Source organism: Delftia sp. WSY_12, assembly GCF_043104645.1.
Lineage (GTDB): Bacteria > Pseudomonadota > Gammaproteobacteria > Burkholderiales > Burkholderiaceae_C > Comamonas > Comamonas tsuruhatensis.
This window is the reverse complement of record NZ_JBICKW010000030.1, coordinates 231,429-256,085: the sequence shown is the minus strand read 5'-3', so window position 1 is coordinate 256,085 and position 24,657 is coordinate 231,429. Positions and strand designations below refer to the sequence as shown.

25 protein-coding genes and 2 tRNA genes are annotated in these 24,657 nt (G+C 63.8%); 12 read left to right on the top strand and 15 right to left on the bottom strand.

The annotated features are described in order from the left end of the window. Complete coding sequence (locus ACF8LI_RS19600; RefSeq protein WP_392413966.1) at window positions 1-726, top strand: nitroreductase; 726 nt, start codon at window positions 1-3, stop codon at window positions 724-726. A gap of 184 nt (window positions 727-910) precedes the next feature. Here ACF8LI_RS19600 and ACF8LI_RS19595 read toward each other — a convergent pair whose 3' ends face one another. The 4 genes from ACF8LI_RS19595 to ACF8LI_RS19580 form a co-directional block, all read right to left on the bottom strand. Then, window positions 911-1,729 carry a MetQ/NlpA family ABC transporter substrate-binding protein gene (locus ACF8LI_RS19595; protein ID WP_016448274.1) on the bottom strand — a complete coding sequence of 273 codons (819 nt, stop codon included), beginning with the start codon at window positions 1,727-1,729 and terminating at the stop codon, window positions 911-913. Window positions 1,730-1,863: 134 nt separating this feature from the next. Next, window positions 1,864-2,214 (bottom strand): single-stranded DNA-binding protein, encoded by a 351-nt coding sequence (locus ACF8LI_RS19590; protein ID WP_012206405.1) that lies wholly within the window; start codon window positions 2,212-2,214, stop codon window positions 1,864-1,866. A 201-nt stretch (window positions 2,215-2,415) separates the two neighbouring features. Further along, window positions 2,416-2,492, bottom strand: a tRNA-Pro gene (locus ACF8LI_RS19585). A 108-nt stretch (window positions 2,493-2,600) separates the two neighbouring features. Next, window positions 2,601-5,660 (bottom strand): FAD-binding and (Fe-S)-binding domain-containing protein, encoded by a 3,060-nt coding sequence (locus tag ACF8LI_RS19580; RefSeq protein WP_392413965.1) that lies wholly within the window; start codon window positions 5,658-5,660, stop codon window positions 2,601-2,603. Window positions 5,661-5,713: 53 nt separating this feature from the next. On the opposite strand from ACF8LI_RS19580, the gene ACF8LI_RS19575 reads away from it, so the two are divergent. Next, complete coding sequence (locus tag ACF8LI_RS19575; protein ID WP_277848658.1) at window positions 5,714-6,712, top strand: LysR substrate-binding domain-containing protein; 999 nt, start codon at window positions 5,714-5,716, stop codon at window positions 6,710-6,712. A gap of 100 nt (window positions 6,713-6,812) precedes the next feature. On the opposite strand, the gene ACF8LI_RS19570 is transcribed toward ACF8LI_RS19575, so the two are convergent. The 10 genes from ACF8LI_RS19570 to aceA all read right to left on the bottom strand — a co-directional run bounded on the left by ACF8LI_RS19570 (window position 6,813) and on the right by aceA (window position 16,758). Then, window positions 6,813-6,889: transfer RNA gene (locus ACF8LI_RS19570), tRNA-Pro, on the bottom strand. 30 nt (window positions 6,890-6,919) lie between these two features. Further along, window positions 6,920-7,330, bottom strand: coding sequence for a MerR family transcriptional regulator (locus ACF8LI_RS19565; RefSeq protein WP_016453295.1), 411 nt, complete (start codon window positions 7,328-7,330; stop codon window positions 6,920-6,922). A 181-nt stretch (window positions 7,331-7,511) separates the two neighbouring features. Next, window positions 7,512-7,844 (bottom strand): integration host factor subunit alpha, encoded by a 333-nt coding sequence (locus ACF8LI_RS19560; protein WP_016448314.1) that lies wholly within the window; start codon window positions 7,842-7,844, stop codon window positions 7,512-7,514. Window positions 7,845-7,877: 33 nt separating this feature from the next. Then, entirely contained in the window at window positions 7,878-10,325 is a 2,448-nt protein-coding gene (gene pheT, locus ACF8LI_RS19555; protein ID WP_392413964.1) for a phenylalanine--tRNA ligase subunit beta, read from the bottom strand. A 212-nt stretch (window positions 10,326-10,537) separates the two neighbouring features. After that, complete coding sequence (gene pheS / locus ACF8LI_RS19550) at window positions 10,538-11,590, bottom strand: phenylalanine--tRNA ligase subunit alpha (protein ID WP_012206411.1); 1,053 nt, start codon at window positions 11,588-11,590, stop codon at window positions 10,538-10,540. Between the two features lie 110 nt (window positions 11,591-11,700). Next, entirely contained in the window at window positions 11,701-12,060 is a 360-nt protein-coding gene (rplT, locus tag ACF8LI_RS19545; RefSeq protein WP_012206412.1) for a 50S ribosomal protein L20, read from the bottom strand. A 26-nt stretch (window positions 12,061-12,086) separates the two neighbouring features. Next, window positions 12,087-12,290: a 50S ribosomal protein L35 gene (gene rpmI, locus ACF8LI_RS19540; RefSeq protein ID WP_012206413.1), complete on the bottom strand. Its 204-nt coding sequence runs from the start codon at window positions 12,288-12,290 to the stop codon at window positions 12,087-12,089. A 203-nt stretch (window positions 12,291-12,493) separates the two neighbouring features. Then, window positions 12,494-13,111 (bottom strand): translation initiation factor IF-3, encoded by a 618-nt coding sequence (gene infC / locus ACF8LI_RS19535; RefSeq protein WP_012206414.1) that lies wholly within the window; start codon window positions 13,109-13,111, stop codon window positions 12,494-12,496. Between the two features lie 81 nt (window positions 13,112-13,192). Further along, complete coding sequence (gene thrS / locus ACF8LI_RS19530) at window positions 13,193-15,124, bottom strand: threonine--tRNA ligase (RefSeq protein ID WP_392413963.1); 1,932 nt, start codon at window positions 15,122-15,124, stop codon at window positions 13,193-13,195. Between the two features lie 302 nt (window positions 15,125-15,426). After that, on the bottom strand, window positions 15,427-16,758 hold the full coding sequence (gene aceA, locus ACF8LI_RS19525; protein WP_016448318.1) for an isocitrate lyase: 1,332 nt from the start codon (window positions 16,756-16,758) through the stop codon (window positions 15,427-15,429). Window positions 16,759-17,120: 362 nt separating this feature from the next. Between aceA and ACF8LI_RS19520 the strand changes: the two genes are divergently transcribed. The 8 genes from ACF8LI_RS19520 (at window position 17,121) to ACF8LI_RS19485 (ending at window position 22,596) form a co-directional block, all read left to right on the top strand. Then, window positions 17,121-18,071, top strand: a complete 951-nt coding sequence (locus tag ACF8LI_RS19520; protein ID WP_026062532.1) for a DMT family transporter — start codon at window positions 17,121-17,123, stop codon at window positions 18,069-18,071. Window positions 18,072-18,287: 216 nt separating this feature from the next. Then, window positions 18,288-18,587, top strand: a complete 300-nt coding sequence (locus ACF8LI_RS19515; protein ID WP_012206418.1) for an SWIB/MDM2 domain-containing protein — start codon at window positions 18,288-18,290, stop codon at window positions 18,585-18,587. Between the two features lie 101 nt (window positions 18,588-18,688). After that, a complete protein-coding gene (locus ACF8LI_RS19510; RefSeq protein ID WP_392413962.1) occupies window positions 18,689-19,816 on the top strand; it encodes an alpha-hydroxy acid oxidase in 1,128 nt (375 codons plus the stop codon). A gap of 106 nt (window positions 19,817-19,922) precedes the next feature. Then, window positions 19,923-20,195 (top strand): bacterioferritin-associated ferredoxin, encoded by a 273-nt coding sequence (locus ACF8LI_RS19505; protein WP_016448321.1) that lies wholly within the window; start codon window positions 19,923-19,925, stop codon window positions 20,193-20,195. Window positions 20,196-20,296: 101 nt separating this feature from the next. Continuing rightward, on the top strand, window positions 20,297-21,007 hold the full coding sequence (locus ACF8LI_RS19500) for an energy transducer TonB (RefSeq protein ID WP_392413961.1): 711 nt from the start codon (window positions 20,297-20,299) through the stop codon (window positions 21,005-21,007). A 15-nt stretch (window positions 21,008-21,022) separates the two neighbouring features. Continuing rightward, window positions 21,023-21,745, top strand: coding sequence for a MotA/TolQ/ExbB proton channel family protein (locus ACF8LI_RS19495; protein ID WP_016448323.1), 723 nt, complete (start codon window positions 21,023-21,025; stop codon window positions 21,743-21,745). Window positions 21,746-21,748: 3 nt separating this feature from the next. Next, window positions 21,749-22,162 carry a biopolymer transporter ExbD gene (locus ACF8LI_RS19490; protein ID WP_016448324.1) on the top strand — a complete coding sequence of 138 codons (414 nt, stop codon included), beginning with the start codon at window positions 21,749-21,751 and terminating at the stop codon, window positions 22,160-22,162. Between the two features lie 212 nt (window positions 22,163-22,374). Beyond that, entirely contained in the window at window positions 22,375-22,596 is a 222-nt protein-coding gene (locus ACF8LI_RS19485) for a hemin uptake protein HemP (protein WP_016448325.1), read from the top strand. Window positions 22,597-22,861: 265 nt separating this feature from the next. On the opposite strand, the gene ACF8LI_RS19480 is transcribed toward ACF8LI_RS19485, so the two are convergent. Beyond that, entirely contained in the window at window positions 22,862-23,269 is a 408-nt protein-coding gene (locus tag ACF8LI_RS19480; RefSeq protein WP_017405970.1) for a heme-binding protein, read from the bottom strand. Between the two features lie 190 nt (window positions 23,270-23,459). Between ACF8LI_RS19480 and ACF8LI_RS19475 the strand changes: the two genes are divergently transcribed. Both ACF8LI_RS19475 and ACF8LI_RS19470 read left to right on the top strand, forming a co-directional pair. Continuing rightward, the gene (locus ACF8LI_RS19475) at window positions 23,460-24,152 is read left to right on the top strand and encodes a Bax inhibitor-1/YccA family protein (protein ID WP_012206426.1); all 693 of its coding nucleotides are present in this window, start codon (window positions 23,460-23,462) and stop codon (window positions 24,150-24,152) included. A 68-nt stretch (window positions 24,153-24,220) separates the two neighbouring features. Continuing rightward, on the top strand, window positions 24,221-24,649 hold the full coding sequence (locus tag ACF8LI_RS19470) for a hypothetical protein (protein WP_016448327.1): 429 nt from the start codon (window positions 24,221-24,223) through the stop codon (window positions 24,647-24,649). Window positions 24,650-24,657 lie beyond the last annotated feature (8 nt).

The window sequence follows — 24,657 nt, the reverse complement described above, 5'->3', positions numbered from 1 at the left end:
ATGGACTCCGCATTTCCCATGTCCGCCAACCCACCGTCCGACACCCTTCCCTTTGGCGATGCGCATGAGGCCCTGGTGCACGCGCGCCGCTCCGTGCGCGCCTACCGGCCCGATCCCGTGCCGGACGCGCTGCTGCACCATTTGCTGCAATCGGCCCGCCGGGCGCCCAGCGGCGGCAACCTGCAGCCCGGCCAGTTCATCCAGGTGCGCGGCAGCCTGCGCAGCGCACTCACACAGGCGCTGCTGGCCGACTGGCAAGGCGGAGCACCTGAGCGCGAGGACTACGGCTACTTCCCCCGCCCCATGCCCATGGCGCTGCGCAAGCGCCAGGTGGCGTCGGCCCAGGCCCTGTACAGCGCCCTGGGCGTGGCCCGCGAGGACCGCGCCGGGCGCGACGTGCAGTTCGGCCGCAACTACCGCTTCTTCGATGCGCCCGTGGCCCTGGTCGTGAGCATCGACGCACGCTTCGGCGCAGGCGGCTACATGGACCTGGGCATGACCCTGTACGGCCTGCAAATGGCCGCAGCCGCCCAGGGCCTTGGCAGCTGCGCCATCGGCGCCCTGGCCTCCTACCCCGACACCGTGCGCCGCGTGCTCGACCTGCCGCCCGGCGAGCACATCGTCTGCGGCCTGGCCCTGGGCTGGCCCGACGAGGCCGCCCCCGTCAACCGCACCCAGACCACCCGCGCACCGCTGACCGAATACTTCAGGGTACTGGGAGAATGAAAAAAAGCTGCCAATGGCAGCTTTTGCAATTCAGCCCTCGCTCGCACTGAACACGGCGACCGAAACCGGCGCAACCCAAAGCGAGGGACACCGAGCAAGGGCCGCCCCGCAGCGAGGGTGTCGTCCCCCTCCCGCGAAGCGAGAGAGGGGGAAGCGGCGTCAGCCGCTCAGGGGGTGCTTCCTATCAAAACGCAGGGATCACCGACCCCTTGAACTGCACATCAATGAACTGGCGCACTTCATCGGAGTGGTAGGCCTTGATCAGCTGCGCCACCCAGGGCTTGCCCTTGTCGGCATCGCGCGCGACCAGGATGTTCACATAGGGGTTCTTGGCGGCTTCCTGCGCAATGGCATCGGTCTTGGGGTTCAGGCCTGCCGAGATCGCGAAGTTGGTGTTGATGGCCGAGGCGTCCAGGTCATCCAGCGAGCGTGGCAGCTGGGCTGCGTCCAGCTCCACGAAGCGCAGCTTCTTGGGGTTGGAGACCACGTCCAGCGGCGTGGCCTTCAGGCCCGCGCTTTCCTTGAGCTTGATCAGGCCCTGGGCCTGCAGCAGCAGCAGCACGCGGCCACCGTTGGTGGGGTCGTTGGGGATGCCGAACTTGGCGCCCTGGGGCAGGTCGGCCAGCTGCTTGATCTTCTTGGAATAGATGCCGATGGGGAAATTCACCGTGTCGGCCACCCAGCCGATCTTGTAGCCGCGGTCGCGCACCTGGGCGTCGAGGTAGGGGCGGTGCTGGTAGCTGTTGGCATCCAGGTCACCGGCAGACAGCGCGGCATTGGGCTGCACGTAGTCGCCGAATTCAACGATCTGGATCTTCAGGCCGTTCTTCTCGGCGACCTTCTTGACCTGCTCCATGATCTGGGCGTGCGGGCCGGCCGTGACGCCGACCTTGATGGGCTTGTCCTGCGCCTGCGCGGGCATGGCCAGCAGGGTCATGGCGGCGGTGCTGGCAATCGCGGCGGCCGTGAGCGTGCGGCGGAGGAAATGGCGCTTGGTGGGCATGGATGCGGTTCCTTGTAACCTGTCAAAAACACAGGCGCACACTGTAGCGCCAACACAGCGCGCGGCGACCGTACCGGCACACTGCGGCTAGACAGTTTTTTCAGTAGCTCACAACCGGCGCCGCAGCGCGGGCGTCAGCGGTCCTGGAACTCGGGCGTTGCCATGACCTGGTGGGCCACGACATCCAGTACGGGATGGGGTTGCTCCTGGCGGTCTATCCAGACCTTGGGCGTGAAGCTGCCACGCAGCGCCACGGCATCGCCTTCGATCAAATTGCGCAGCACCTCGCAGGCCTGGGCGTCGAATGCAACCACATTGACCGGGATGGAAGTGCCATCGGATGCCTCGGAACGCACGCGGGCCACCATGAAGGGGCGCCGATTGCGGTCGCTGCGGTGTTCGGGCGTACCGGTGAGTCTGCCGGTAATCAGTCCATCCATCATGTGCGAGACCAGGAAGAAATCGTCAGTTACAAAAGACGCCATTGTAGGTGCAGGTCTTACGCATCCAGACCTGGCGGCGCATCTTCACGGTGCATGGAGTTTTCTGCGCTGGCTACCCTCGCCATCCGCGAGGGAGCCGCCTGGCGGAGCTGCACCCGCCCTTCGCCGCAAGGCACAATCGCGCGCAAAATCGAACGTACAAAGCAAAAAGCTCCTGACGTTTCCGTCAGGAGCTTTGCGTTGTGGTCGGCGTGGCGGGATTCGAACTCGCGACCCCTTGCACCCCATGCAAGTGCGCTACCAGGCTGCGCTACACGCCGAAGCATTGAATTATAGGGACTAAAAACGGGCCTTCAGGGAAAACGCAGAGATTTTTCAAAAATGTCTGCAAATTCCTGAAATGGCGACGATCAGCCCCCCGCATCTTCTCACCCCTGATGCGTGGCGCGCACGTGGTCCAGCAAGGCCTCCAGCGGATGGCGCACCTGGCGTTCGGACAGGCGCTTGACCTGGCTGCGGCAGGAGTAACCGGTGGCCAGCGGCTCGCCCAGCTCCTGCTTGCCTTCGATCTGCCGGGCCCATGACTGGGCATAGATCGTCTTGGAGGTTTCGAGGTTGCGCGCCTCATGCCCGTAGGTGCCCGACATGCCGCAGCAGCCCGTGGCCTCCACGCTCAGGCGCAGGCCCCGTCGCTCGAAGAGCTGTGCCCACTGCTTGCCGCTGTCGGGCGCGTTGGTCTTTTCGGTGCAATGGGGCAGCAGGCGGTACGCAGTGCCTGTACTGCCCTCGTTCGTGCGCGCCTCGGGCAGCACCTGCTGCAGCCATTCCTGGGGCAGCGCCACCTTGGGCACCTCGCCCATACCCGGCACCTTGAGGTATTCCTGCCGATAGGCCAGCGTCATGGCCGGGTCCAGCCCCACCAGCGCCACACCGGGCTGAGCCAGTTGCGCCAACTGCGCGGCATTGCGGATGGCCGCCTTGGCAAAGGCGCCCATGAATCCCTGCACATGCAGCGGCTTGCCATTGGGCAGCAGCGGCGCCAGCCAGACCTGGAACCCCAGACGCGCCGCCAGCTCGATCAGCACCTGCAGCTGGCCGGTCTCGAAGTAGCGGGTGAAGCTGTCCTGCACGATGACCACGCTGCGCGCGCGCTGCTCGGGCGAAAGCGCGGCCAGCGCCTGCGCATCGGCCGCGCGCACCTTCCATTGCCGCAAGGTGGCTGCCAGGTCCAGCCGGCTCAGCAGCGGGCCATCGACCATGCCGATGCGACGGCTGAGCACATCGCGCATCCATGGCGAGCCCATCACCCCGTTGTAGAGCGCGGGCATGCGCGCCAGCCACGGCATGGTGAACTCCAGCGAGCCGATCAGGTAGTCGCGCACGGGCCGCAGGTAGCGGCGGTGGTAGAGCTCCAGAAAGCGCGAGCGGAACTCGGGCACGTTGACCTTGACGGGACACTGCCCGGCGCAGGACTTGCAGGCCAGGCAGCCGGCCATGGCGTCATAGACCTCGTGCGAGAAATCGGCCTCGCCGCGGCGCGCCGCGCGGCTGTTGCGCCAGCGCGCGGCCAGGCTGGACAGAAAGGGCTGGGGCCGCTGCGCGACCTCCAGCACGTTCACGCCGGCCTGCCCCTGCAGGCGCAGCCATTCGCGCATCAGCGAGGCCCGGCCCTTGGGCGAATGCACGCGCTGGCGCGTGGCCTTCCAGGACGGGCACATGGCGTCGTCCGGGTCGAAGTTGTAGCAGGCGCCATTGCCGTTGCAGTGCATGGCCGCGCCATAGCTTTGCCATACGCGCTCGTCGATCTGCCGGTCCAGCTCGCCGCGCGTGGTGACGCCATCCACCTTGAGCAGCAAGGTCTTGCTGGCCGGCGGCGTGGCGATCTTGCCGGGGTTGAGCTGGTTGTGCGGGTCGAAGGCGGCCTTGAGCTGCTGCAGCGAGGGATACAGCTCGCCGAAGAAGGCCGGCACATATTCGGAGCGCAGGCCCTTGCCGTGCTCGCCCCACAGCAGGCCGCCGTGGCGCTGCGTGAGTTCGGCCACCGCGTCGGAGATGGGGCGCACCAGGGCGGCGTCCACGGGGTTCTTCATGTCCAGGATGGGGCGCACATGCAGCACGCCGGCATCGACGTGGCCGAACATGCCGTACTGCAGGCCGTGGCTGTCCAGCAGCGCGCGGAACTCGGCAATGAACTCGGGCAGGTTCTCGGGCGGCACGGCCGTGTCTTCGACAAAGGGCTGGGGCCGCGCCTCGCCCGCCACGTTGCCCAGCAGGCCCACGGCGCGCTTGCGCATGGCATAGACGCGGTGGACCGCTGCATTGCCCGCCGCCAGCGTATGGCCCAGCCGCTCCACGGAAGTATCCGCGCCCAGGTGGGCGAGGAAGGCCTGCACGCGGCCATCGACCTCCTGCGGATCGTCGCCGCTGAATTCCACCAGGTTGATGCCCAGCGTGGGGCGCTGGCCGTCCTGCGGGAAGTATTCGGCCACGCTGCTCCAGACGAAGTCCTTCATGGCCAGCAACAGCACCTTGGAATCCACCGTCTCGATGGACAGCGGCCGGTGCGCCATCAGCGCGCGCGCATCGCGCAGCGCATCCATGAAGCCCGCGTAGCGCACGTTGACCAGCACCGAGTACCGGGGAATGGGCAGCACGTTGAGCCGCGCCTCCACCACGAATCCCAGCGAGCCTTCGGCGCCGCACAGCACGCTGTTGAGGTTGAAGCGCCCGTCGCCTTCGCGCAGATGGGCCAGGTCATAGCCGGTGAGGCAGCGGTTGAGCTTGGGGAATCTGGCCTCGATCAACTCCGCCTGGTCCTCGCTGATGCGCCGCGCCGTGCGGTGCACCTTGCCGATGCGCCCCGAATCGGCGCACATGCGCTCCAGCGCCTGAGCATCCAGCGGCGCGCTGTGCAGGCGCTCGCCGCCCAGCAGCACGAAGTCCAGCGCCAGCACATGGTCGCGCGTCTTGCCATAGGTGCAGCTGCCCTGCCCGCTGGCATCGGTGTTGATCATGCCGCCGATGGTGGCGCGGTTGGAGGTGGACAGCTCGGGGGCAAAGAACAGTCCGTATGGCTTGAGCGCGGCGTTGAGCTGGTCCTTGACCACGCCGGCCTGCACGCGCACCCAGCGCTGCTCGGCATTGATTTCGAGGATGCCGTTCATGTGCCGCGACAAGTCCATGGTCACGCCATGCGTGAGCGACTGCCCGTTCGTGCCCGTGCCGCCGCCGCGCGGTGTCAGCACCACATCGCGGAACTCAGGCCGCGCCAGCACCTGCGCCGCCCTGGCCACATCCTCGGCGTGACGCGGGTAGATGGCCGCCTGCGGCATGCGCTGGTAGATGGAGTTGTCCGTGGCCAGCACGGTGCGGCTGGCATGGTCCGTGTCCACGTCGCCCTCGAAGCCGGCGGCCTTCAACGCTTCAAGAAACTCAAGGTATTGGGCAGGCACGGGGGCGCTGGCGTGGGGCAGTGGGGCAATCGACATGGAAGGCAAGGTGGGGAGATTTGTTGCTGGCGATCAGCCCAGGAAACCCATGCATGCAATACACGATTTCAGGCCGACCATGGCCGCAAGTATCTCTACACTCTTCCTCTGGAACAAACGAAAATTGCGGCCGCGAACACTGCATAAAACTCATGAATTACCGACGCCTGACGCCCTCCATGTCCCTGCTGCTGGTCTTCGAGGCGGCCGCGCGCCACGAAAGCTATGCGCGAGCGGCCGAGGAGCTGTCGCTCAGCCAGAGCGCCATCAGCCGGCAGGTGCAGACACTGGAGGCGCAGCTGGGCATCAGCCTGTTCCGCCGCGAGGGCCGCACGGTGCGCCTGACTGATGTGGGGCGCCGCTACTTCATCGACCTGGGTGCCGCGCTGGGCCGCATACGCAGCGCCACCCTGCAGGCCATGTCACGCCAGTCCGGCGGTGGCACGCTCAACCTGGCCACCCTGCCCACCTTCGGCTCCAAATGGCTGCTGCCGCACCTGCATGGCTTCTACCAGGCGCAGCCCGGGGTGACGATGCACATCCACTCGCGCATCGGCGATATCGACTTCGACAGCGCAGAGATAGACGCCGCCATCACCGTGGGCACGGGAGACTGGCCCGGGCTGACCGCGCATCGCCTGTACCACGAGTTTCTGGTGGCGGTGGCCAGCCCGCAGGCGCTGCAGCAGGCCGGGCAGGCAGCAGCCTCGCCGGACTGGGCGGGCCAGCAGGTGCTGCTCACGGTGGCCAGCAACCGGCAGGCCTGGAGCGAGTGGTTCACGCACTATCGACTCGATCACCGGCAGATGCGGATAGGGCCGAGCTTCGAGCTGACCTCGCACCTGATACAGGCCGTGCTGGCAGGCATGGGCGTGGGCCTGGTGCCACGGGTACTGGTGGAAGAGGAGATGGCGCGCGGTGAGCTGCACGTGGTGGGAGACGCCATCCCCAGCCAGCGCAGCTACTACCTGGTCTATCCCGAGAGGAACGCGACACTGCCGGCGCTGGCAGCCTTCCGGCAATGGCTGCTTGAGACCTGCGCCCAGGGTTGATTCCCGCGCAACGGCCGCTCCCCTTCAGCGGTTGGTAGCGGTTGGCGATGGCACAAAGAAAAACGGACCACAGCCAGAAGCTGTGGTCCGTATTCATTTATGGTCGGCGTGGCGGGATTCGAACTCGCGACCCCTTGCACCCCATGCAAGTGCGCTACCAGGCTGCGCTACACGCCGAAGAATTCAATTATATACAGCTTTTTGCTCTCAAATAGAAAGCAGCGCACGAATCTGCAAAAGCTCTTCACGCACGGCCTCCGGCTCCAGCGGAACACTGGCCGCGGCATCGCCGCCGAGCAGCGGCGCGGCAGCCGGCGCCGACACCGCGACACCGGCCTGCAGCGCGGGAACCACGGCAGACCCCGAGGCCTCACGCAGGCGGTTGCGCGCACCGTTGATGGTGAAGCCCTGTTCGTACAGCAGCTCACGGATGCGCCGGATCATCAGCACTTCATGGTGCTGGTAGTAGCGGCGGTTGCCGCGCCGCTTCATGGGGCGCAGCTGCGTGAACTCCTGCTCCCAGTAGCGCAGCACATGCGGCTTGACGTCGCACAGATCCGCGACCTCACCGATGGTGAAGTAGCGCTTGGCGGGAATCTGGGGCAGAAGTGAAGCCATGGCAAATGTGGATGAAGTCAGGATGTGCAATGCCGCTGGTGCGCGGACGCCGATCCGGGAAGAAGGCCGAGCCTACTGCACAGCTCGCCTGCAGGCCAGCACCCTGTCGTAAAAACAGCCCATCCACCGCGAGGCAGACAGGCTGGCGACAGCTGGCCATGCAGGCCCGGGCAGGCTTTCCTCAGGCCTGGGAGCCCGATGTGCCTTCCTGGATCTGCTCCTTGAGCTTGCTGCTCGCATGGAAGGTCACGACGCGGCGCGCCTCGATCGGAATGGCCTCGCCCGTGCGCGGATTGCGCCCCGGACGCGGCGCCTTGGTGCGGATCTGGAAGTTGCCGAAGCCCGACAGCTTCACATCCTCGCCCGACACCAGGCTTTGCGAGACCAGCTCGAAGAACGCATCCACCATTTCCTTGGATTCGCGCTTGTTCAGGCCGATCTCGTCGAACAGCAGATCCGCCAGCTGCGCCTTGGTCAGCGCAGGCGAATCAAGACTTTCCACCGCCAGTTCCATCACAGGATCTCCTTTCACGGCATGCACCCTCCATCATGCGCGCAGGCGCGCACCCAGACGCTGCTGCAGCTGCTCGAGCACGGCCTGCACGGCCTGCTCGATCTGCACATCCGTCAGCGAGCTGTCGTCATGGCCCAGCGTCAGGCGCACGGCCAGGCTCTTTTCGTCCTGCGCCAGCGCGCCCGGTGCCGCTGTCTCGCCGGCCTTGAGCGCCTTGGGACGGAACACATCGAACAGCACGGCAGAGCGCAGCAGGCCGCCGGTCTGGGCAGCTTCCACCGCCTGCATGAGCTGGGCATGCGTGGTCTTTTCGTTCACGACCACGGCAATGTCGCGCTCCACGGCCTGGTGCTTGGCCACGGGCTTGAACACCGGCACCTCGCGCGCCAGCACGGCATCGAGCTCCAGCTCGAACAGCACGGGCGCCTGGGCCAGATCCCATTGCTGGCGCCACTGGGGATGCAGCTCGCCGATGAAGCCGATGGACTGGCCATCGAGCAGCACGCGTGCGCAGCGGCCCGGGTGCATGGCCGGATGCTCGGCCGGCTCGAACACGGGCTTGCGCGGCGCCAGCAGCGCCTCGACATCGCCCTTGACGTCGTAGAAGTCGACCTTGGTCTCGCCACGAGCCCATTGCAGCTGCTCGGCAGCTCCCCAGGCCAGGCCCGCCACGCGCATGGGCTGGTAGAAGCCCTTGACCGTGGTGTCGCTGTCAACAACGCTGTCATCCTTGAGGAAGACACGGCCCAGCTCGAACACGCGCACGCGCTCGGCCTTGCGGTCGGCATTGAACTTGAGCACCTGCATGAGCGAGCCGATGAGGCTGGAGCGCATCACGCTGAGCTGGCTTGCGATGGGGTTGAGCAGCTGGATTGGATTGGCGTTGCCGGCCAGATCCTTCTCCCACGCGGCTTCCACAAAGCTGAAGTTGATGGTTTCCTGGTAGCCCAGATCGGCCAGCGCGCGGCGCACGGCGAACTGGCTGCGGCGGTTTTCGGCGCGCAGCTTGGGCGCAATGGGCGCCAGCGGCTTGGTCGTGGGCAGGTTCTCGTAACCCACCATGCGCGCCACTTCCTCGATCAGATCTTCCTCGATGTTGATATCGAAGCGGAAGCTGGGCGGCGTGACGGTGAGCACGCCATCGCCCTGCTCCACCGGCAGGCCCAGGCCGGCCAGCGCATCGTGGCATTGCTGCTGCGTGAGCGGCATGCCGATGACCTTGGCCGCACGCGCCACGCGCAGCGTGACGGGCTTGGGCTGGGGCATGTTGGCCTGCTGGTCGTCGACGGGGCCGCAGACGATCTCGGGCGTGCCGCAGATCTGCAGCACCAGTTCCGTGATGCGCTCGATGTGCTCGACGGTCAGCTCGGGATCGACGCCGCGCTCGAAGCGGTGGCCCGCATCGGTGGAGAAGTTGTAGCGGCGCGAACGGCCGGCAATCGACTTGGGCCACCAGAAGGCCGCCTCGATGTAGATGTGGCGCGTGTCGTCGGACACGGCCGTGGCGTCGCCGCCCATGATGCCGGCCAGCGATTCGACTTCGCGCTCATCGGCGATCACGCCCACCTGTCCATCGACGGTGACGGTGTTGCCGTTGAGCAGCTTGAGCTGCTCGCCTTCCTTGCCCCAGCGCACCTGCAGGCCGCCGTGGATCTTGTCCAGGTCAAAGATGTGGGAGGGGCGGCCCAGCTCGAACATCACATAGTTGGAGATGTCCACCAGCGGCGCCACGCTGCGCTGGCCGCAGCGCGCCAGGCGATCGACCATCCACTGCGGCGTCTTCGCCTGGGTGTTGACGTTGCGCACCACGCGGCCCGAGAAGCGGCCGCACAGGTCGGGCGCCTCGATCTTCACGGCCAGCCTGTCCTGCACACCCACCGCAGCAGGCGTGAACGACTGGGGCTTGAGCGGCGCACCGGTCAGCGCAGCCACTTCGCGCGCCACGCCATAGACGCTCAGGCAATGCGCCAGGTTGGGCGTGAGCTTGAGCGTGAACAGGGTGTCATCCAGGTTCAGGTATTCGCGGATGTTCTGGCCCAGGGGCGCATCCAGCGGCAGCTCCATCAGGCCGCCATGGTCCTCGGACAGCTTGAGTTCGCGTGCCGAGCACAGCATGCCGAAGCTCTCCACGCCGCGCAGCTTGCCGATCTTGATGAGGAAGGGCTTGCCGTCTTCACCGGGTGGCAGCTCGGCCCCAACCATGGCGCAAGGCACGCGGATGCCCACGCGCGCATTGGGCGCGCCGCAGACGATGGTCAGCAGCTCGGGCCCGCCCACATCGACCTGGCACACGCGCAGGCGATCGGCATTGGGATGCTGCTCGGCAGCCTTGATCTCGCCGACGACGATCTTGGTGAACGGCGGTGCCACGGGCTCCAGCTCCTCCACCTCCAGGCCGGCCATGGTCAGGATGTCGGCCAGCTCTTGGGTGGTCAGCGGCGGATTGCAGAACTCGCGCAGCCAGGATTCGGGAAATTGCATATCAGACTCTTTGGCGTTGGTTCGGTCCGCGCGCCGCGGCGCTGGCGGACCCCATGAACGTATTGACGACTCTCATTCCAAGCCCCCGAACAGCCTGACCATGCGACTGGCGTGGTTCAGGCCGGAGACGCCGAGCAAGAGCCGCCTCGCGGCGAGGGCGTCGTCCCCCTCCCAGGGGGATGGCGCGCAGCGCCTCAGGGGGCGATCCATTTCTAACGGAATTGCGACAGGAAGCGGATATCGCCGTCAAAAAACAGACGCAGATCGTTGACGCCATAGCGCAGCATGGTCAGGCGGTCAGGACCCATGCCAAAGGCAAAGCCGATGTACTTCTCGGGGTCCAGCCCCATGTTGCGCACCACGTTGGGGTGCACCTGGCCGGAGCCGGCCACCTCCAGCCAGCGGCCGGCCAGCGGGCCGCTCTGGAACTGGATATCGATCTCGGCGCTGGGCTCGGTGAAGGGGAAAAAGCTGGGACGGAAGCGCAGCACCAGGTCATCGCTCTCGAAGAAGGTCTTGCAGAAGTCGGTGAAGACCACCTTCAGATCCTTGAAGCTGACGTTCTCGCCGATCCACAGGCCTTCGCACTGGTGGAACATGGGCGAGTGCGTGGCATCGCTGTCCACGCGGTAGGTGCGGCCCGGCGCGATCACTCGGATCTCGGGCATGCCCTGGCCGGCGTCGAGCCGCTCACGGTATTTCTTGACGTGCTGCACGGCATGGCGCACCTGCATGGGGCTGGTGTGCGTGCGCAGCAGATTGGGGGCCTGTTCCGTGCCGCCTTCCACGTAGAAGGTGTCGTGCATGGAACGGGCGGGATGGTCTTCGGGCGTGTTCAGCGCCGTGAAGTTGAACCAGTCGGACTCGATCTCGGGGCCCTCGGCCACATCGAAGCCCATGGAGCCGAAGATGCCCTCGATGCGCTCCAGCGTCAGCGACACGGGGTGCAGGCCGCCCTGGCCACGGCGACGGCCCGGCAAGGTCACATCCAGCACCTCGGCCTTCAGGTGGGCCTGCAGTTCGGCATCGGCCAGGGCCTTGCGGCGCGCGGTCAGCGCGGCCTCGATGCCTTGCTTGGCCACGTTGATGGCGGCTCCGCGCGACTTCTTCTCTTCGACGGAAAGCTGCGCCATGCCCTTCATGAGCTCGGTCACCTTGCCCGACTTGCCCAGAAACTGCGCCTTGGCGTTTTCCAGATCAGCGGGGGTTTGTGCCTGCGCGAACAGCTGCTGCGCGCTCTCGACCAGAGAATCCAACTCGTTCATATCGACTCTTTATCGACTGTGAAAAGAAACAAGGGCTAGCAGCCTTTTCAAGCCCTAGCCCTTGCTGTTTGCGCTGCAGACCATCACGAGGATGGCCGCAGACCGTTATCTCAAGCAGCCAGCTTGGCCTTGACTTGATCAACGATGCTGCTGAAAGCAGCCTTGTCGTGCACCGCGATATCGGCCAGCATCTTGCGGTCGATCTCGATGGCTGCCTTCTTCAGGCCGTTGGCGAACTGGCTGTAGGTCAGGCCCAGTTCACGTGCAGCGGCGTTGATACGGGCGATCCACAGACGGCGGAACACGCGCTTCTTGGCACGGCGGTCACGGTAGGCATATTGCCCAGCCTTCATCACCGCCTGCTTGGCGATGCGGAAGACATTGCCGCGGCGGCCGCGGAAACCCTTGGAAAGGGCCAGAACTTTTTTGTGACGGGCGCGGGCCGTTACACCACGTTTGACGCGAGGCATGTGTTTTCTCCTTGTTCGTCAGTGAATTACAGGCCAGCCATCGGCAGCATTTGTGCGATGGAGCCCATGTTGGTCTCATGCACAGACACTGCACCACGCAGGTGACGCTTGTTCTTGGTGGTCTTCTTGGTCAAGATGTGACGCTTGAAGGCTTGACCGCGCTTGACGGTGCCACCGGGACGAACGCGAAAACGCTTCTTCGCGCTGCTCTTGGTCTTCATTTTGGGCATTTGAATGCTCCTGTTGTTTGTGCTCGTGAGGCGGCTCGCAACACTGCGCGCACTTGCTGGCCCCGAGACACTTCTGTGCCAGCCCGGAGGCCGGCAAGAACAAGGGACATGGAAACCATGTCCCTTGCATCGCACGCCCCGCGCAATCGACTCGCGCACGGCCTGCAAATTCTGTCGCCCCTCAACGAAGGGCGAAACCGCGATTATGCCTTATCAGCCACCGCAGGTGCAGCAGAAACTTCTGCCGGCTTGCCGCCAGCTGTGGGCTTCTTGCGCGCAGGGGCGATCATCATCACCATCTGGCGGCCTTCCAGCTTGGGGAACTGCTCCACCTGGATGGAATCCGCCAGATCGTCACGCAGACGGTTCAGCAGGTCCAGACCGATCTGCTGGTGCGTGATTTCACGGCCGCGGAAACGCAGCGTGATCTTGCACTTGTCACCATCGGCCAGGAATCGGCGAATGTTGCGCAGCTTGATGTTGTAGTCGCCGTCGTCGGTACCTGGGCGGAATTTCACTTCCTTGATTTCGATGACGGTCTGCTTGGCCTTGGCTTCGGCAGCCTTCTTCTGTTCAAGGTACTTGAACTTGCCATAGTCCATCAACCGGCAGACAGGCGGAGTGGCCGTGGCGGCGATTTCCACCAGGTCCACGTCCAACTCGCCCGCCATGCGCAGCGCTTCCTGTAGAGGCACGATGCCCAGCGGCTCGTTCTCCGGGCCGGACAGACGCACTTCAGGCGCCATGATTTCACGGTTGAGACGATGCTTGCGCTCTTCACGGTGGCGCCGATCACGAAATTCAGTAGCTATGGTTCTCACCCTTGGATTTAAGTTGCTACAACAGCGTAGCCGCTTGTGTGCAGTACACGCCAAACGGCTAACGCCTTTGGAGATGCTCCGTCAGGCCTTCGCCGCGATGTCCTTGGCCACGAGTTCAATGAACGCGTCGACCGACATCACTCCGAGGTCCTTGTTGCCCCGTGCGCGCACTGCCACTGCACCAGCGGCCTTCTCCTTGTCGCCTGCAACAAGGATGTAAGGCAGCTTTTGCAACGAATGCTCCCGTATTTTATACGTAATCTTTTCGTTGCGCAGATCTGTCGCCACCCTAAGGCCTTGATTCGGAAATGCTTTTTGCAGCTTTTGCGCGACTTCCCGCACATAGTCCGCCTGCGCGTCAGTGATATTGAGCACGGCCGCCTGAACAGGAGCCAGCCATGTCGGCATGGCACCGGCATGCTGCTCGATGAGGATGCCGATGAAACGCTCCAGGCTGCCGACGATGGCACGGTGCAGCATCACGGGGCGATGGCGATCGCCGTCTTCACCCACGTATTCCGCATCCAGGCGCTCGGGCATGGAGAAGTCGACCTGGATGGTGCCGCACTGCCACTGGCGACCGATGGCGTCCTTGAGCGTGTACTCGATCTTGGGACCGTAGAACGCGCCATCGCCGGGCGAGATCACGTACTCGCAGCCCGAAGCCTCCAGGCTGTTGATCAGCGCGGCCTCCGCCTTGTCCCAGCTTTCATCGGAGCCGATGCGCGCCTCGGGGCGCGTGGCGACCTTGTAGATGATGTCGCTGAAACCGAAGTCCGCGTAGACCTTTTGCAGCAGCGTGGTGAAAGCCAGCACCTCGGGCTGGATCTGGTCTTCGGTGCAGAAGACGTGGCCGTCATCCTGCGTGAAGCCGCGCACGCGCATGATGCCGTGCAGGCCCCCCGTGGGCTCGTTGCGGTGGCACTGGCCGAATTCGCCGTAGCGCAGCGGCAGGTCGCGGTAGCTCTTGATGCCCTGCTTGAAGATCAGGATGTGGCCGGGGCAGTTCATCGGCTTGAGCGCGTAGTCGCGCTTTTCCGACTCGGTCGTGAACATGTTCTCGCGGTACTTGTCCCAGTGGCCGGTCTTCTCCCACAGGGTCTTGTCCAGGATCTGCGGACCCTTGACCTCCTGGTAGCCGTTGTCGCGGTACACGCGGCGCATGTACTGCTCGACCTCTTGCCACAAAGCCCAACCCTTCGGATGCCAGAACACGGTGCCTGGCGAATGCTCGTCGATGTGGAACAGATCCAGTTCACGGCCCAGCTTGCGGTGGTCGCGCTTTTCGGCCTCCTCCAGCATGTGCAGGTACTGCTGCAGGTCGTCCTTGGTAGCCCAGGCCGTGCCGTACACGCGCTGCAGCATCTCGTTGCGATGGTCACCGCGCCAGTAGGCGCCAGCCACCTTCATCAGCTTGAAGAACTTGAGCTTGCCGGTGCTCGGCACGTGGGGGCCGCGGCACAGATCCTCGAAACCGCCTTCGCGGTACAGGCTCACATCCTCGTTCGAGGGGATGCTGGCGATGATCTCGGCCTTGTAGTTCTCGCCAATGCCCTTGAAGTAGGCCACGGCCTCGTCGCGCGGCAGCACGCGGCGCACCACGGGCTCGTCCTTGGCAGCCAGCTCGGCCATGCGTTTTTCGATGGCAACCAGGTCCTCGGGCGTGAAAGGACGCTTGTACGAGAAGTCGTAGTAGAAGCCATTCTCGATGACGGGGCCGATGGTGACCTGGGCGTCAGGAAACAGATTCTTGACGGCGTAGGCCAGCAAGTGGGCCGTCGAATGACGGATCACGTCCAGGCCATCTGCATCCTTGGCCGTCACGATGGACAGGGGCATGTCCTTGTCGATCACAAAGCTGGTGTCCACCACCTTGGCGTCGTCGCCCGTGCCAACCTTGCCAGCCAGTGCAGCCTTGGCAAGGCCCGCGCCTATCGATGCAGCCACTTCGGCCACGGTGACCGGACCGGGATACTCGCGTTGCGAACCATCGGGAAGCGTAATGTGGATCATGGGATTCCTAAAAATATTTCTCAGGGGGGTGCGCCATCCCCCAAAAGCAAAAAAGCGCGGAGCCTGGTCCGCGCTTTGTTGGGGTCGAGGGAATCTCGTGCAGGCGCGAACCGCCAGCCGCTAGCGGCCGGTGTACATCTCCGATGTAGTTCGCGGTGTCATAACCATGATGCCTTTCTCGCCCTTGTCAGTTGAAAACTCTTGGCATTTTAACCCCAGCAAAGAAAAAGCGCCCGAAGCACAAGGCCCCGGACGCTTTCTCACCCCTATCTACCTGAAGTTGCACTCACCGAAGCCGCGCTTCAGTGGAATTGCTCCTCTTCCGTGGAGCCGGTCAGTGCCTTGACGCTGGACGAGCCGCCCTGGATCACCGTGGTCACGTCGTCGAAGTAGCCTGCACCCACTTCCTGCTGGTGCGACACGAAGGTGTAGCCTTGTTCGCGGGCTGCGAATTCGGGCTCCTGCACCATGTTCACGTAGTGCTTCATGCCTTCGCCGTTGGCGTAGGCGTGGGCAAACTTGAAGGTGTTGAACCAGTTGATGTGGATGCCGGCCAGCGTGATGAACTGGAACTTGTAGCCCAACGCAGACAGCTCTTCCTGGAAGGAGGCAATCTGGCTGTCGTTGAGGTTCTTCTTCCAGTTGAACGAGGGCGAGCAGTTGTAGCTCAGCAGCTTGCCTGGGCAGGCACCATGCACGGCCTGGGCGAACTCGCGGGCAAAGCCGATGTCAGGCACGCCGGTTTCGCACCACACCAAGTCTGCATAGGGTGCGTAGGCCACGCCGCGGCTGATGGATTGCTCCATGCCGTTCCTGACCCGGTAGAAGCCTTCCTGCGTGCGCTCGCCGGTCAGGAACGGCTTGTCGTTGGCGTCATGGTCGGAGGTGATCAGGTTGGCGGCTTCAGCATCGGTACGGGCCAACACGATTGTGGGCACGCCCATCACGTCGGCGGCAAAGCGTGCGGAGATGAGCTTCTCGACGGCTTCCTGGGTAGGCACCAGCACCTTGCCACCCATGTGGCCGCACTTCTTCACGGCGGCCAGCTGGTCCTCGAAGTGCACGCCTGCCGCGCCAGCGGCAATCATGTTCTTCATCAGCTCGAACGCGTTGAGCACGCCGCCGAAGCCGGCTTCGGCATCCGCCACGATAGGCAGGAAGTAGTCGATGAATTCCTTGTCGCCGGGGTTGATGCCACGGCTCCACTGGATTTCGTCGGCGCGCTTGAAGGTGTTGTTGATGCGGCGCACCATGGTGGGCACCGAGTCATAGGCGTACAGCGACTGGTCGGGGTACATGGTTTCGCTGGTGTTGCCGTCGGCAGCCACCTGCCAGCCCGACAGGTACACCGCTTCCAGGCCGGCCTTGGCCTGCTGCATGGCCTGGCCCGCAGAGATGGCGCCAAAGGCATTCACGTAGCCTTTCTTGGCACCGCCGTTGATCCTGTCCCAGAGCAGTTCCGCGCCGCGCTGGGCCAGAGTGTATTCAGGCTGCAGGCTGCCGCGAAGACGCACCACGTCAGCGGCGCTGTAGCCACGCTTGACACCCTTCCAACGGGGGTTCTGCGCCCAGTCTTTCTCAAGGGCGGAAATCTGTTGTTCGCGGCTCAGTTGCTGGGTCAGGGATTGGGGCATGTTGCTCTCCTGGGAGGTTGTTGAAACAAGCGGCTTTCTTGCGTCGGCCTTGGGATCAAATTTAAGTCTTATAGAAGACCCGATCAACATCTTGTGTCTTATACAAGACTAAATTTTTCTTCATAAAAATCAACAGCTTATTTTCATATTTTTCAATATGAAATTGCATTTCTCGTATTGAGAAAAAATGGCGCAACGCAGCAATCCAATTTTTCACAATGCAAAAAGAAGATTCCATGCAGTGAAAAATTGCCACAGCATGGCAAGCATTCGCGACACAGGTATGTCACGGGTGCCTGCCGTGCTCGCAGGTACCATCGCGCGTTCAGGCAGCGCCACCGCCGCCCCAAACTCCACAAGCCGTGAACACCTCCCATCGCAGATCTGCCTATGCCTGCCTGGCGCTGAGCATGTCCCTGGTCGGCAGCTATGTCGCCCTATCCAAGCCCTTGGCCGCCATTTTTCCGGTGCTGTTGCTGGCCTGGCTGCGCTTTGGCATAGGAGCCATCGCCATGCTGCGATGGCTGCGCAAGCCGGCTGACGAGGCTCCCTTGCCGCGCCGCACACAAGGACTGCTGTTCCTGGAGTCGCTGTTCGGCAACTTCCTCTTCACCATCTGCATGGTTACCGGCGTCAGCCTGACCAGCGCCGTCACGGCAGGCGTGACCATGGCCGCCATTCCGGCCGCCGTGGCCTTGATGAGCTGGCTGTTCCTGCGCGAGCGCGTGGCCGCGCGCACCTGGCTGGCCATTGCACTAGCTGTGACCGGCATAGGCTTGTATGCACTGTCGCGCCCCGACGCGGGCACCGCGGCAGCCTCTTCGACCTCGTCGCAGGCATGGCTGGGGCAGATGCTGCTCGTCGGCGCCGTGCTTTGCGAGGCGTTTTACGCCGTGATCGGCAAGCGCCTGACCACATCCCTGGGGCCCAAACGCATCACATCCATCGTCAACCTCTGGGGATTTGCGCTGTCAACTCCCTTCGGGCTGTATCTGGCCTGGCACTTCGACTTCGGCAGCGTGCAATGGAGCATCTGGGGACTGCTGCTGTTCTACGCCCTGGCTGCCTGCGTGTGGACCGTATGGCTGTGGATGACGGGCCTGCGCAGCGTGCCAGCCTCGCAGGCGGGCACTTTCACGGTTTTGCTGCCGATCAGCGCCGCCTTGGTCGGCATGTGCGTGCTGGGCGAACGGGTCACATCCATGCAGGCGCTGGCCTTCGCGATCGCCCTGCTGGGCATTTTTGTGGCTACCTGGCCCGCCCGAAAACTCTCTTCGGAACCTTCTTCCACAAGCGAGGCCCGCCTCCTCTGAGAGCGCTGACTCCGACGGCCCTCCAGCCATGGCGGCCCCCGAAAGGGAGCAGGAATGCAAAAACTCTTCAAAAAACAGCGCCACAGCAACAAATCGAGGCAAAAATTTGACGGGTGAGCTTGGAAGACCGTTTTTTTCCCATTAGCATCAGCCTGCCAGTGGATAGCGACAGTTTTTCGCTGGTAAAGAATCCACTCCATACTAGGAACAAGCAACATGGCAACTGCAAAGAAGGCAACGGCTGCTCCGGCAGCTCCCGCAAAGAAGCGCACTCCCAACGCCGCCTTCATGAAACCCCTCACCCCCAGCCCCGCTCTGGCTGCCGTGGTGGGTTCCACCCCCCTGCCCCGCACCGAGATCATCAGCAAGCTGTGGGTCTACATCAAGGCCAACAAGCTGCAAGACGCTGCCAACAAGCGCATGATCAACGCTGATGCCAAGCTCAAGGAAGTGTTCGGCAAGCCCCAAGTCTCGATGTTCGAGATGGCTGGCCTGATCGGCAAGCACGTCAAGTAATCCCCGGGCCTGCCCCACGGATGAAAGCCGGCCCATGGGCCGGCTTTTCTTTTTTCCGGATGTCTGCCACCGGCGATGCGCCATCGCCCCCCTCCAATGCCATGAGCCAAGTGCCCGCACTGCAAGCCGTTCCCGACGGCATCATCAATCTGGCCGACCACGAGACCCAGGCGCGGCAGCGGTTGGACGACAACGCCTGGGCCTACTTCTCGGGCGGCGCGGCCGATGAGCACAGCCTTGCCGCCAACCGCAGCGCCTGGGATGCGCTCACGTTGTGGCCACGCGTACTCAGGCCTCTTGCAGGGGGAAACACACGGCTGCAACTGCTGGGGCGAGAGCTGGCCTGCCCCCTGCTGGTCGCCCCCATGGCCTTCCAGCAAATGGCGCATGCCGACGCAGAGCTTGCAACAGCCTATGCGGCTGCGGCGCTGGGCGCGGGCATGGTGCTCAGCACCCAGGCCAGCCTGCCGCTGGAGACTGTGGCGAAGGCCGCACAGCTCACGCCGACCCGCGGGCCGCTATGGTTCCAGCTGTACCTGCAGCACGACCGGGGCTTTACCAGGCAATTGATCGAACGGGCCGAGGCGGCAGGCTACGAAGCACTGGTGCTGACGGTGGACGCCCCCGCCAGCGGCGTAAGGGACCGTGAACGCCGCGCGCGCTTTAGCCTTCCCGCCGGCATTTCTGCCGTCAATCTGCAGGGCCTGGCTCCATCTCCGGCCGTCCGGCTCGCATCGGACCAGAGCGCACTGTTCGACGGCCTGCTGCAGCATGCGCCCACCTGGGATGACGTTGCCTGGCTGCAGCAGCAGACACGCCTGCCAGTGCTGCTCAAGGGGGTGCTGCATCCGGCTGACGCGCTGCAGGCGGCGAGATCGGGCGTGGCAGGCATCATTGTTTCCAACCACGGGGGACGCACGCTGGATACCGTTCCCGCAACGGCCACCGCACTGGCGCGCGTCACCAAGGCCTTGCGCAACTCGGGGCATGCGCTCCCTGTGCTCGCCGACGGCGGCATACGGCGAGGCACCGATGTGCTCAAGGCCATCGCTCTCGGTGCAACGGCTGTGCTGATAGGCCGCCCGATAGTCTGGGGTCTGGCCAATGCAGGTGCCGCTGGCGTGGCCCACGTACTGAGGCTGCTGCGCGACGAACTGGAGGTCGCCATGGCCCTGACAGGCTGTGCAACCCTCGCGCAGGCCACTGTGGAACTGCTGGATACCGAGTGAAGCGCAAGGCCATACAGCCCTACAGACAACCAAGAATTGCAAATGCGATGAATTCTCATTTATAATTTTTCATCCTATCAATAGCCAGCCATTACTGCCTGTAGCCATGATCGTCTGTGTATGTCGCCGGGTTTCCGACCGTGAGATCGCACGCCACGCTCACGCTGGCATGAGCTTTGACGAAATCCAATTCGAATTGGGTATCGCCATGCAGTGCGGCCGGTGCGAGAGTTGTGCCCGGGATGTGGTGGCGCAATGCTGCGCAACCCAGCCCGTGGCGGCCATACACAACGAGATCGCGGCCCAGACCGTCCAGCTTGCCAACAATATCCTGGAGAGCAAAGCATGGTCCTCCTCTCAGCACTTGTCGGCAGCCTGATCCTCGTCGTTACATGCACCTGGTGGATCCTGCGCAGCTGATACTCCGTCTTCCGAGCGACAGCACCCGGCACCTATCCGCTGTCAGCTCCTTCTGTCTCTATGTCCCAGTCTGATCGTTTTGGCCCCCCCGGGGGCCTTGGCCGTAACGTGGCCATCGCGGGTTCGGTCGTGGTCTTGCATGCAGCAACCCTCTGGGCGATGCAGCATGGCCTGCTCCAGCGCGCCCCCGAAGAGGTCATCGTGCCAGCCCAGGTGATCGCGGAATTCATTTCGCCACCAGCGCCCGAGCCCGAGGCCCCCAAGCCACCTCCGCCGCCACCGCCACCGCCCCCCCCCAAGCCACAGCCGGTCGTGAAGAAGGCGCCGCCTCTGCCCAAGGCCATTGCCGATCCCAAGCCGGCACCTGCGGCGCCGCGAGGCACGCTGGAAGACGAGCCCAAGCCCGTGGTGGAGGCACCGCCGGCCCCCCCGGCACCGCCCGCCCCACCTGCCCCGCCCGCGCCTCCTGCCCCTCCGGCACCGCCCAAGATCGAGCTGCCATCCAACAATGCCGCCTACCTGAACAACCCGGCGCCCAACTACCCTGCCATCAGCCGGCGCATGGGCGAGCAGGGAACCGTGATGCTGCGCATCTTCGTGGATGCGCAAGGCCTGCCTCAGAAGATCGAGGTCAGCAAATCCAGCGGCTACGACCGTCTGGACCAGCAGGCCGTGGACGGCGTCAAGAACTGGAAGTTCGTCCCCGGCAAGAGCAACGGCACGCCAACCCCCATGTGGGTTACGGTCCCGGTCAAATTCACCCTCAATTGATTCTCAGGAGTATCCATGGATTCCCAATTCGGCATTGCCCACGTCTGGACGCAGGGAGACTTCGTCACCCGTGCCGTCGCCGTCATCCTGCTGGCCATGTCGGTGGCCTCTTGGCTGGTGATGATCATCAAGGCCCTGGACATCGTGAAGTTCAAGAAGTACGCCCGCAACGCCCAGGACTTCTGGCACAGCCCCGACCTGGCCAGCGGCCTGGAAAAGCTCGGCAATGACCGGTCCAACCCCTTCCGCTACCTGGTGCTCGAAGGCCGCGAAGCCACTGCCCACCACCGCAAGACCAGCGCCCACCTGCACGACACGCTTGACATCAGCGACTGGGTGACCCGCTGCATGCGCAACGGCATCAGCGAGTTCACGGCCCGCCTGCAATCGGGCCTGGCCATTCTGGCCTCCGTGGGCTCTACAGCTCCCTTCATCGGCCTGTTCGGCACCGTCTGGGGCATCTACCACGCACTGGTCGCCATCGGCCTGTCGGGCCAGTCCTCCATCGACAAGGTGGCAGGCCCCATCGGCGAGGCGCTGATCATGACGGCCCTGGGTCTGGCCGTGGCCATTCCGGCCGTGCTCGGCTACAACGCCGTGGTGCGCGGCAACAAGTCCATCCTCAACGCACTCAACAGCTTTGCCCACGACATGCACGCCTACTTCGTGACCGGCGCCCGTGTGTCCATCGACGGCAAGGAAGCCGGCAATGTGCTGCCGCTGAAGAAAGGCGCGTAAGCCATGGCATTCGGAACAATGGATGATGACGGCGAAGAGGTGATGAACGAGATCAACATGACGCCGCTGGTCGACGTCATGCTGGTGCTTCTGATCATCTTCATCATCACCGTGCCGGTGATGAAGCATTCGGTGAACGTGGACCTGCCCCGCGCCACCAACCAGCCCGAAGACGTCAAGCCCGCCACCGTGCGCCTGGCCGTGTCCGCTGATGGCCAGTACCACTGGAATGGCGTGGCCGTGAGCGATACGCAGTTCGAGGAAAACCTCAAGGCCGAGGCAGCCAAGGAGCCGCAACCCGACCTGCACATCCAGGGCGACAAGGAAGTGCGCTACGAGCGTGTTGCCCAGGCCATGGCCGCCGCCCAGCGTGCCGGCGTGCGCAAGATCGGCTTTGTGACGGACCCCGTCAAGTAGGCCGCGAGAGCGGCATTCGTTGCCTGGCGCTCAGCGACAACGGCCCTTCGGGGCCGTTTTCCATTGCGGCCCGCTCTTGGAACAAGCTCGCGAGGTGATCAGGCGTTCGGTCGTTCGGGGGGCAGAAACCACAATGAGAGTAAGTCTCACTTGATTTTCAATTGAGAATTGTTATCATTCACAAACTTTCCAATTTTTGAGGAATTCCCTGCATGTCTGCCACTTCCGCCGCCACCTCGCATCTGTCCGGCAACTCCACAGCCCAGGCCTTTGCAGCGCTGCAGGCCGCAGCATCCGCAGCCCTCAGCGGGGCCGCCAGCGGACTCGACAGCACCTTGCTGCTCAATGGGCAAAAGGCTGTGACCATCGTGCACAACGGCACACCCTATCGTCTGCAGGCCACCAAGCTGGGCAAGCTCATCCTGACCAAATAACCAAGATTGCAGCCGTCGGCGGGTCATGTTCGGGTCCGCTGACCGCTTCTTTGTTTCATCGTGGGGCGACCTTGGGGCTTCCAGTCCCAAAGGTCGATTAGCCAGCCAACAGAATCTTCGGATTTTGCGTAGCCAAGCATTTTTTCCCTGCGCTGCAATGTGGATCGCTTCAAAGAAAAAGCCCCTGTACCTCAGTACAGGGGCTTTTTCTTTGCCTCATGAATCGGCCCAAAAGGCAGATTCATGCAGGGTGCATCAGGGGCTTTTACAGACCCAGAGCCGCAATGCCGGCGCTGGCCACCTGGGCATCCTCATTGGCCTTGACGCCGCTGACGCCCACGGCACCCAGGCACTGGCCGTCCTTCATGATGGCCACGCCGCCTTCGAGCAGGCCGTCCACCGTGGGGGCGCTCAGGAAGGCCGTACGGCCGTTGTTGATCATGTCTTCATAGCCCTTGGTGTCGCGGCGGCCCAGGGCAGCCGAACGGGCCTTGGACGGAGCGATATGGGCCGAGACTGCGGCGGCGCCATCGAGGCGCTGCAGCCACAGCAGGTGACCGCCGTCATCGACGATGGCAATGGTCACGGCCCACTTGTTCTTCAGCGCCTCGGCCTCTGCGGCGGCGGCAATGGCCTTCACGTCGGCCAGTTCGAGTTCATGCTTGGTCTTCATAAGATTGCAGTTATCTATTCCATCACAAATGTCCTATAAGCATAGCAATCGTATGAGGACTGACAATGCATGCGCAGAACAAAACATTCGAAACCAAACCATGGCAGCGGCTCGGGGTATTGCAAGCGGCGCGCGAGCCGCCACCTAGAATGGGCAAGTCGCAACAACACTCCTTCGGAGGACTGGCCACATGAATGATCAAGTCACCACACTGGGCTCTGCGGGCTACGGTGTCTCGCAGCAAGAGCGCAATCGCGTATTGCGCAACACCTACTGGCTGCTGGCCCTGAGTCTTCTCCCCACCGTGCTGGGCGCTTGGCTGGGCGTGGCCACGGGCATCACGCGCTCGCTGAGCGGCGGTCTGGGGCTCATCGTCTTCCTGGGCGGCGCCTTCGGCTTCATGTTCGCCATCGAGAAGACAAAGCACTCGGCAGCCGGCATTCCCGTGCTGCTGGGCTTTACCTTCTTCATGGGCCTGATGCTGTCGCGCATGATCGGCATGATCCTGGGCTTCAAGAACGGCTCCGAGCTGATCATGACCGCCTTTGCAGGCACGGCCGGCGTGTTCCTGGTCATGGCCTCGCTGGCCACGGTGATCAAGCGCGACCTGTCGGGCATGGGCAAGTTCCTGTTCGTGGGCGTGCTGGTGCTGTTCGTGGGCTCCATCATCAACGTCTTCATCGGCTCCACGGCCGGCATGATGGCGATCTCGGTGGCGGCCATCGGCATCTTCAGCGCATACATGCTCTATGACCTCAAGCAGATCATGGACGGCGGCGAGACCAACTACATCAGCGCCACGCTGGCCCTGTACCTGGACCTGTTCAACGTGTTCCAGAGCCTGCTGGCCCTGCTGGGCATCATGGGCGGCGAACGCGACTGATGCCGCACGCGCCAAGGCTGCGCCTTGCGTGCTGCAACACCAAAGGCCTCCTTCGGGAGGCCTTTTGCATGTCCGGGATCATCATTCGTGCAAGGCGGGCTCAACTTTTTCCGGGTCGTGCCGATAATCTCGTCAAGATGACCATGCCTAATCTTCCCCGCACCTTCGCCATCCTGCTGCTGCCCACGCTGCTTGCCGGCTGCAAGCTGGATGATATTCCGGGCCTGGGGCCGGACCCCCGCGCCGTCGCCAAGGAGGCCGAGGCCAAGGCCATTGGCGGGGCCTGCCGCCATGCCCTGCGCGGGCTGGAGGACTGCTACACGCTCAACCCCAAATCGCCCAAGGCCCTGGTGTTCGCAGGCTGGAAGGATATGGACGAATACATGCGCGCCAACAAGATCGAGGGCACGCCTTCGGTCCTGGGCCAGAGTGACCGCCGCCGCAGCGACAAGGAAGATGTGCCTGCCGAGCCTTCGGCAGGACGCAATCGCAGCTGATCCGGCAG

Excerpts from the sequence above, each read along its gene's own strand:
- ACF8LI_RS19600 (WP_392413966.1), top strand. The coding sequence starts at position 1 with ATGGACTCCGCATTTCCCATGTCCGCCAACCCACCGTCCGACACCCTT.
- ACF8LI_RS19595 (WP_016448274.1), bottom strand. The coding sequence starts at position 1,729 with ATGCCCACCAAGCGCCATTTCCTCCGCCGCACGCTCACGGCCGCCGCG.
- ACF8LI_RS19590 (WP_012206405.1), bottom strand. The coding sequence starts at position 2,214 with ATGGCGTCTTTTGTAACTGACGATTTCTTCCTGGTCTCGCACATGATG.
- ACF8LI_RS19580 (WP_392413965.1), bottom strand. The coding sequence starts at position 5,660 with ATGTCGATTGCCCCACTGCCCCACGCCAGCGCCCCCGTGCCTGCCCAA.
- ACF8LI_RS19575 (WP_277848658.1), top strand. The coding sequence starts at position 5,714 with ATGCAATACACGATTTCAGGCCGACCATGGCCGCAAGTATCTCTACAC.
- ACF8LI_RS19565 (WP_016453295.1), bottom strand. The coding sequence starts at position 7,330 with ATGGCTTCACTTCTGCCCCAGATTCCCGCCAAGCGCTACTTCACCATC.
- ACF8LI_RS19560 (WP_016448314.1), bottom strand. The coding sequence starts at position 7,844 with ATGGAACTGGCGGTGGAAAGTCTTGATTCGCCTGCGCTGACCAAGGCG.
- pheT (WP_392413964.1), bottom strand. The coding sequence starts at position 10,325 with ATGCAATTTCCCGAATCCTGGCTGCGCGAGTTCTGCAATCCGCCGCTG.
- pheS (WP_012206411.1), bottom strand. The coding sequence starts at position 11,590 with ATGAACGAGTTGGATTCTCTGGTCGAGAGCGCGCAGCAGCTGTTCGCG.
- rplT (WP_012206412.1), bottom strand. The coding sequence starts at position 12,060 with ATGCCTCGCGTCAAACGTGGTGTAACGGCCCGCGCCCGTCACAAAAAA.
- rpmI (WP_012206413.1), bottom strand. The coding sequence starts at position 12,290 with ATGCCCAAAATGAAGACCAAGAGCAGCGCGAAGAAGCGTTTTCGCGTT.
- thrS (WP_392413963.1), bottom strand. The coding sequence starts at position 15,124 with ATGATCCACATTACGCTTCCCGATGGTTCGCAACGCGAGTATCCCGGT.
- aceA (WP_016448318.1), bottom strand. The coding sequence starts at position 16,758 with ATGCCCCAATCCCTGACCCAGCAACTGAGCCGCGAACAACAGATTTCC.
- ACF8LI_RS19515 (WP_012206418.1), top strand. The coding sequence starts at position 18,288 with ATGGCAACTGCAAAGAAGGCAACGGCTGCTCCGGCAGCTCCCGCAAAG.
- ACF8LI_RS19510 (WP_392413962.1), top strand. The coding sequence starts at position 18,689 with ATGAGCCAAGTGCCCGCACTGCAAGCCGTTCCCGACGGCATCATCAAT.
- ACF8LI_RS19505 (WP_016448321.1), top strand. The coding sequence starts at position 19,923 with ATGATCGTCTGTGTATGTCGCCGGGTTTCCGACCGTGAGATCGCACGC.
- ACF8LI_RS19500 (WP_392413961.1), top strand. The coding sequence starts at position 20,297 with ATGTCCCAGTCTGATCGTTTTGGCCCCCCCGGGGGCCTTGGCCGTAAC.
- ACF8LI_RS19495 (WP_016448323.1), top strand. The coding sequence starts at position 21,023 with ATGGATTCCCAATTCGGCATTGCCCACGTCTGGACGCAGGGAGACTTC.
- ACF8LI_RS19490 (WP_016448324.1), top strand. The coding sequence starts at position 21,749 with ATGGCATTCGGAACAATGGATGATGACGGCGAAGAGGTGATGAACGAG.
- ACF8LI_RS19485 (WP_016448325.1), top strand. The coding sequence starts at position 22,375 with ATGTCTGCCACTTCCGCCGCCACCTCGCATCTGTCCGGCAACTCCACA.
- ACF8LI_RS19480 (WP_017405970.1), bottom strand. The coding sequence starts at position 23,269 with ATGAAGACCAAGCATGAACTCGAACTGGCCGACGTGAAGGCCATTGCC.
- ACF8LI_RS19475 (WP_012206426.1), top strand. The coding sequence starts at position 23,460 with ATGAATGATCAAGTCACCACACTGGGCTCTGCGGGCTACGGTGTCTCG.
- ACF8LI_RS19470 (WP_016448327.1), top strand. The coding sequence starts at position 24,221 with ATGTCCGGGATCATCATTCGTGCAAGGCGGGCTCAACTTTTTCCGGGT.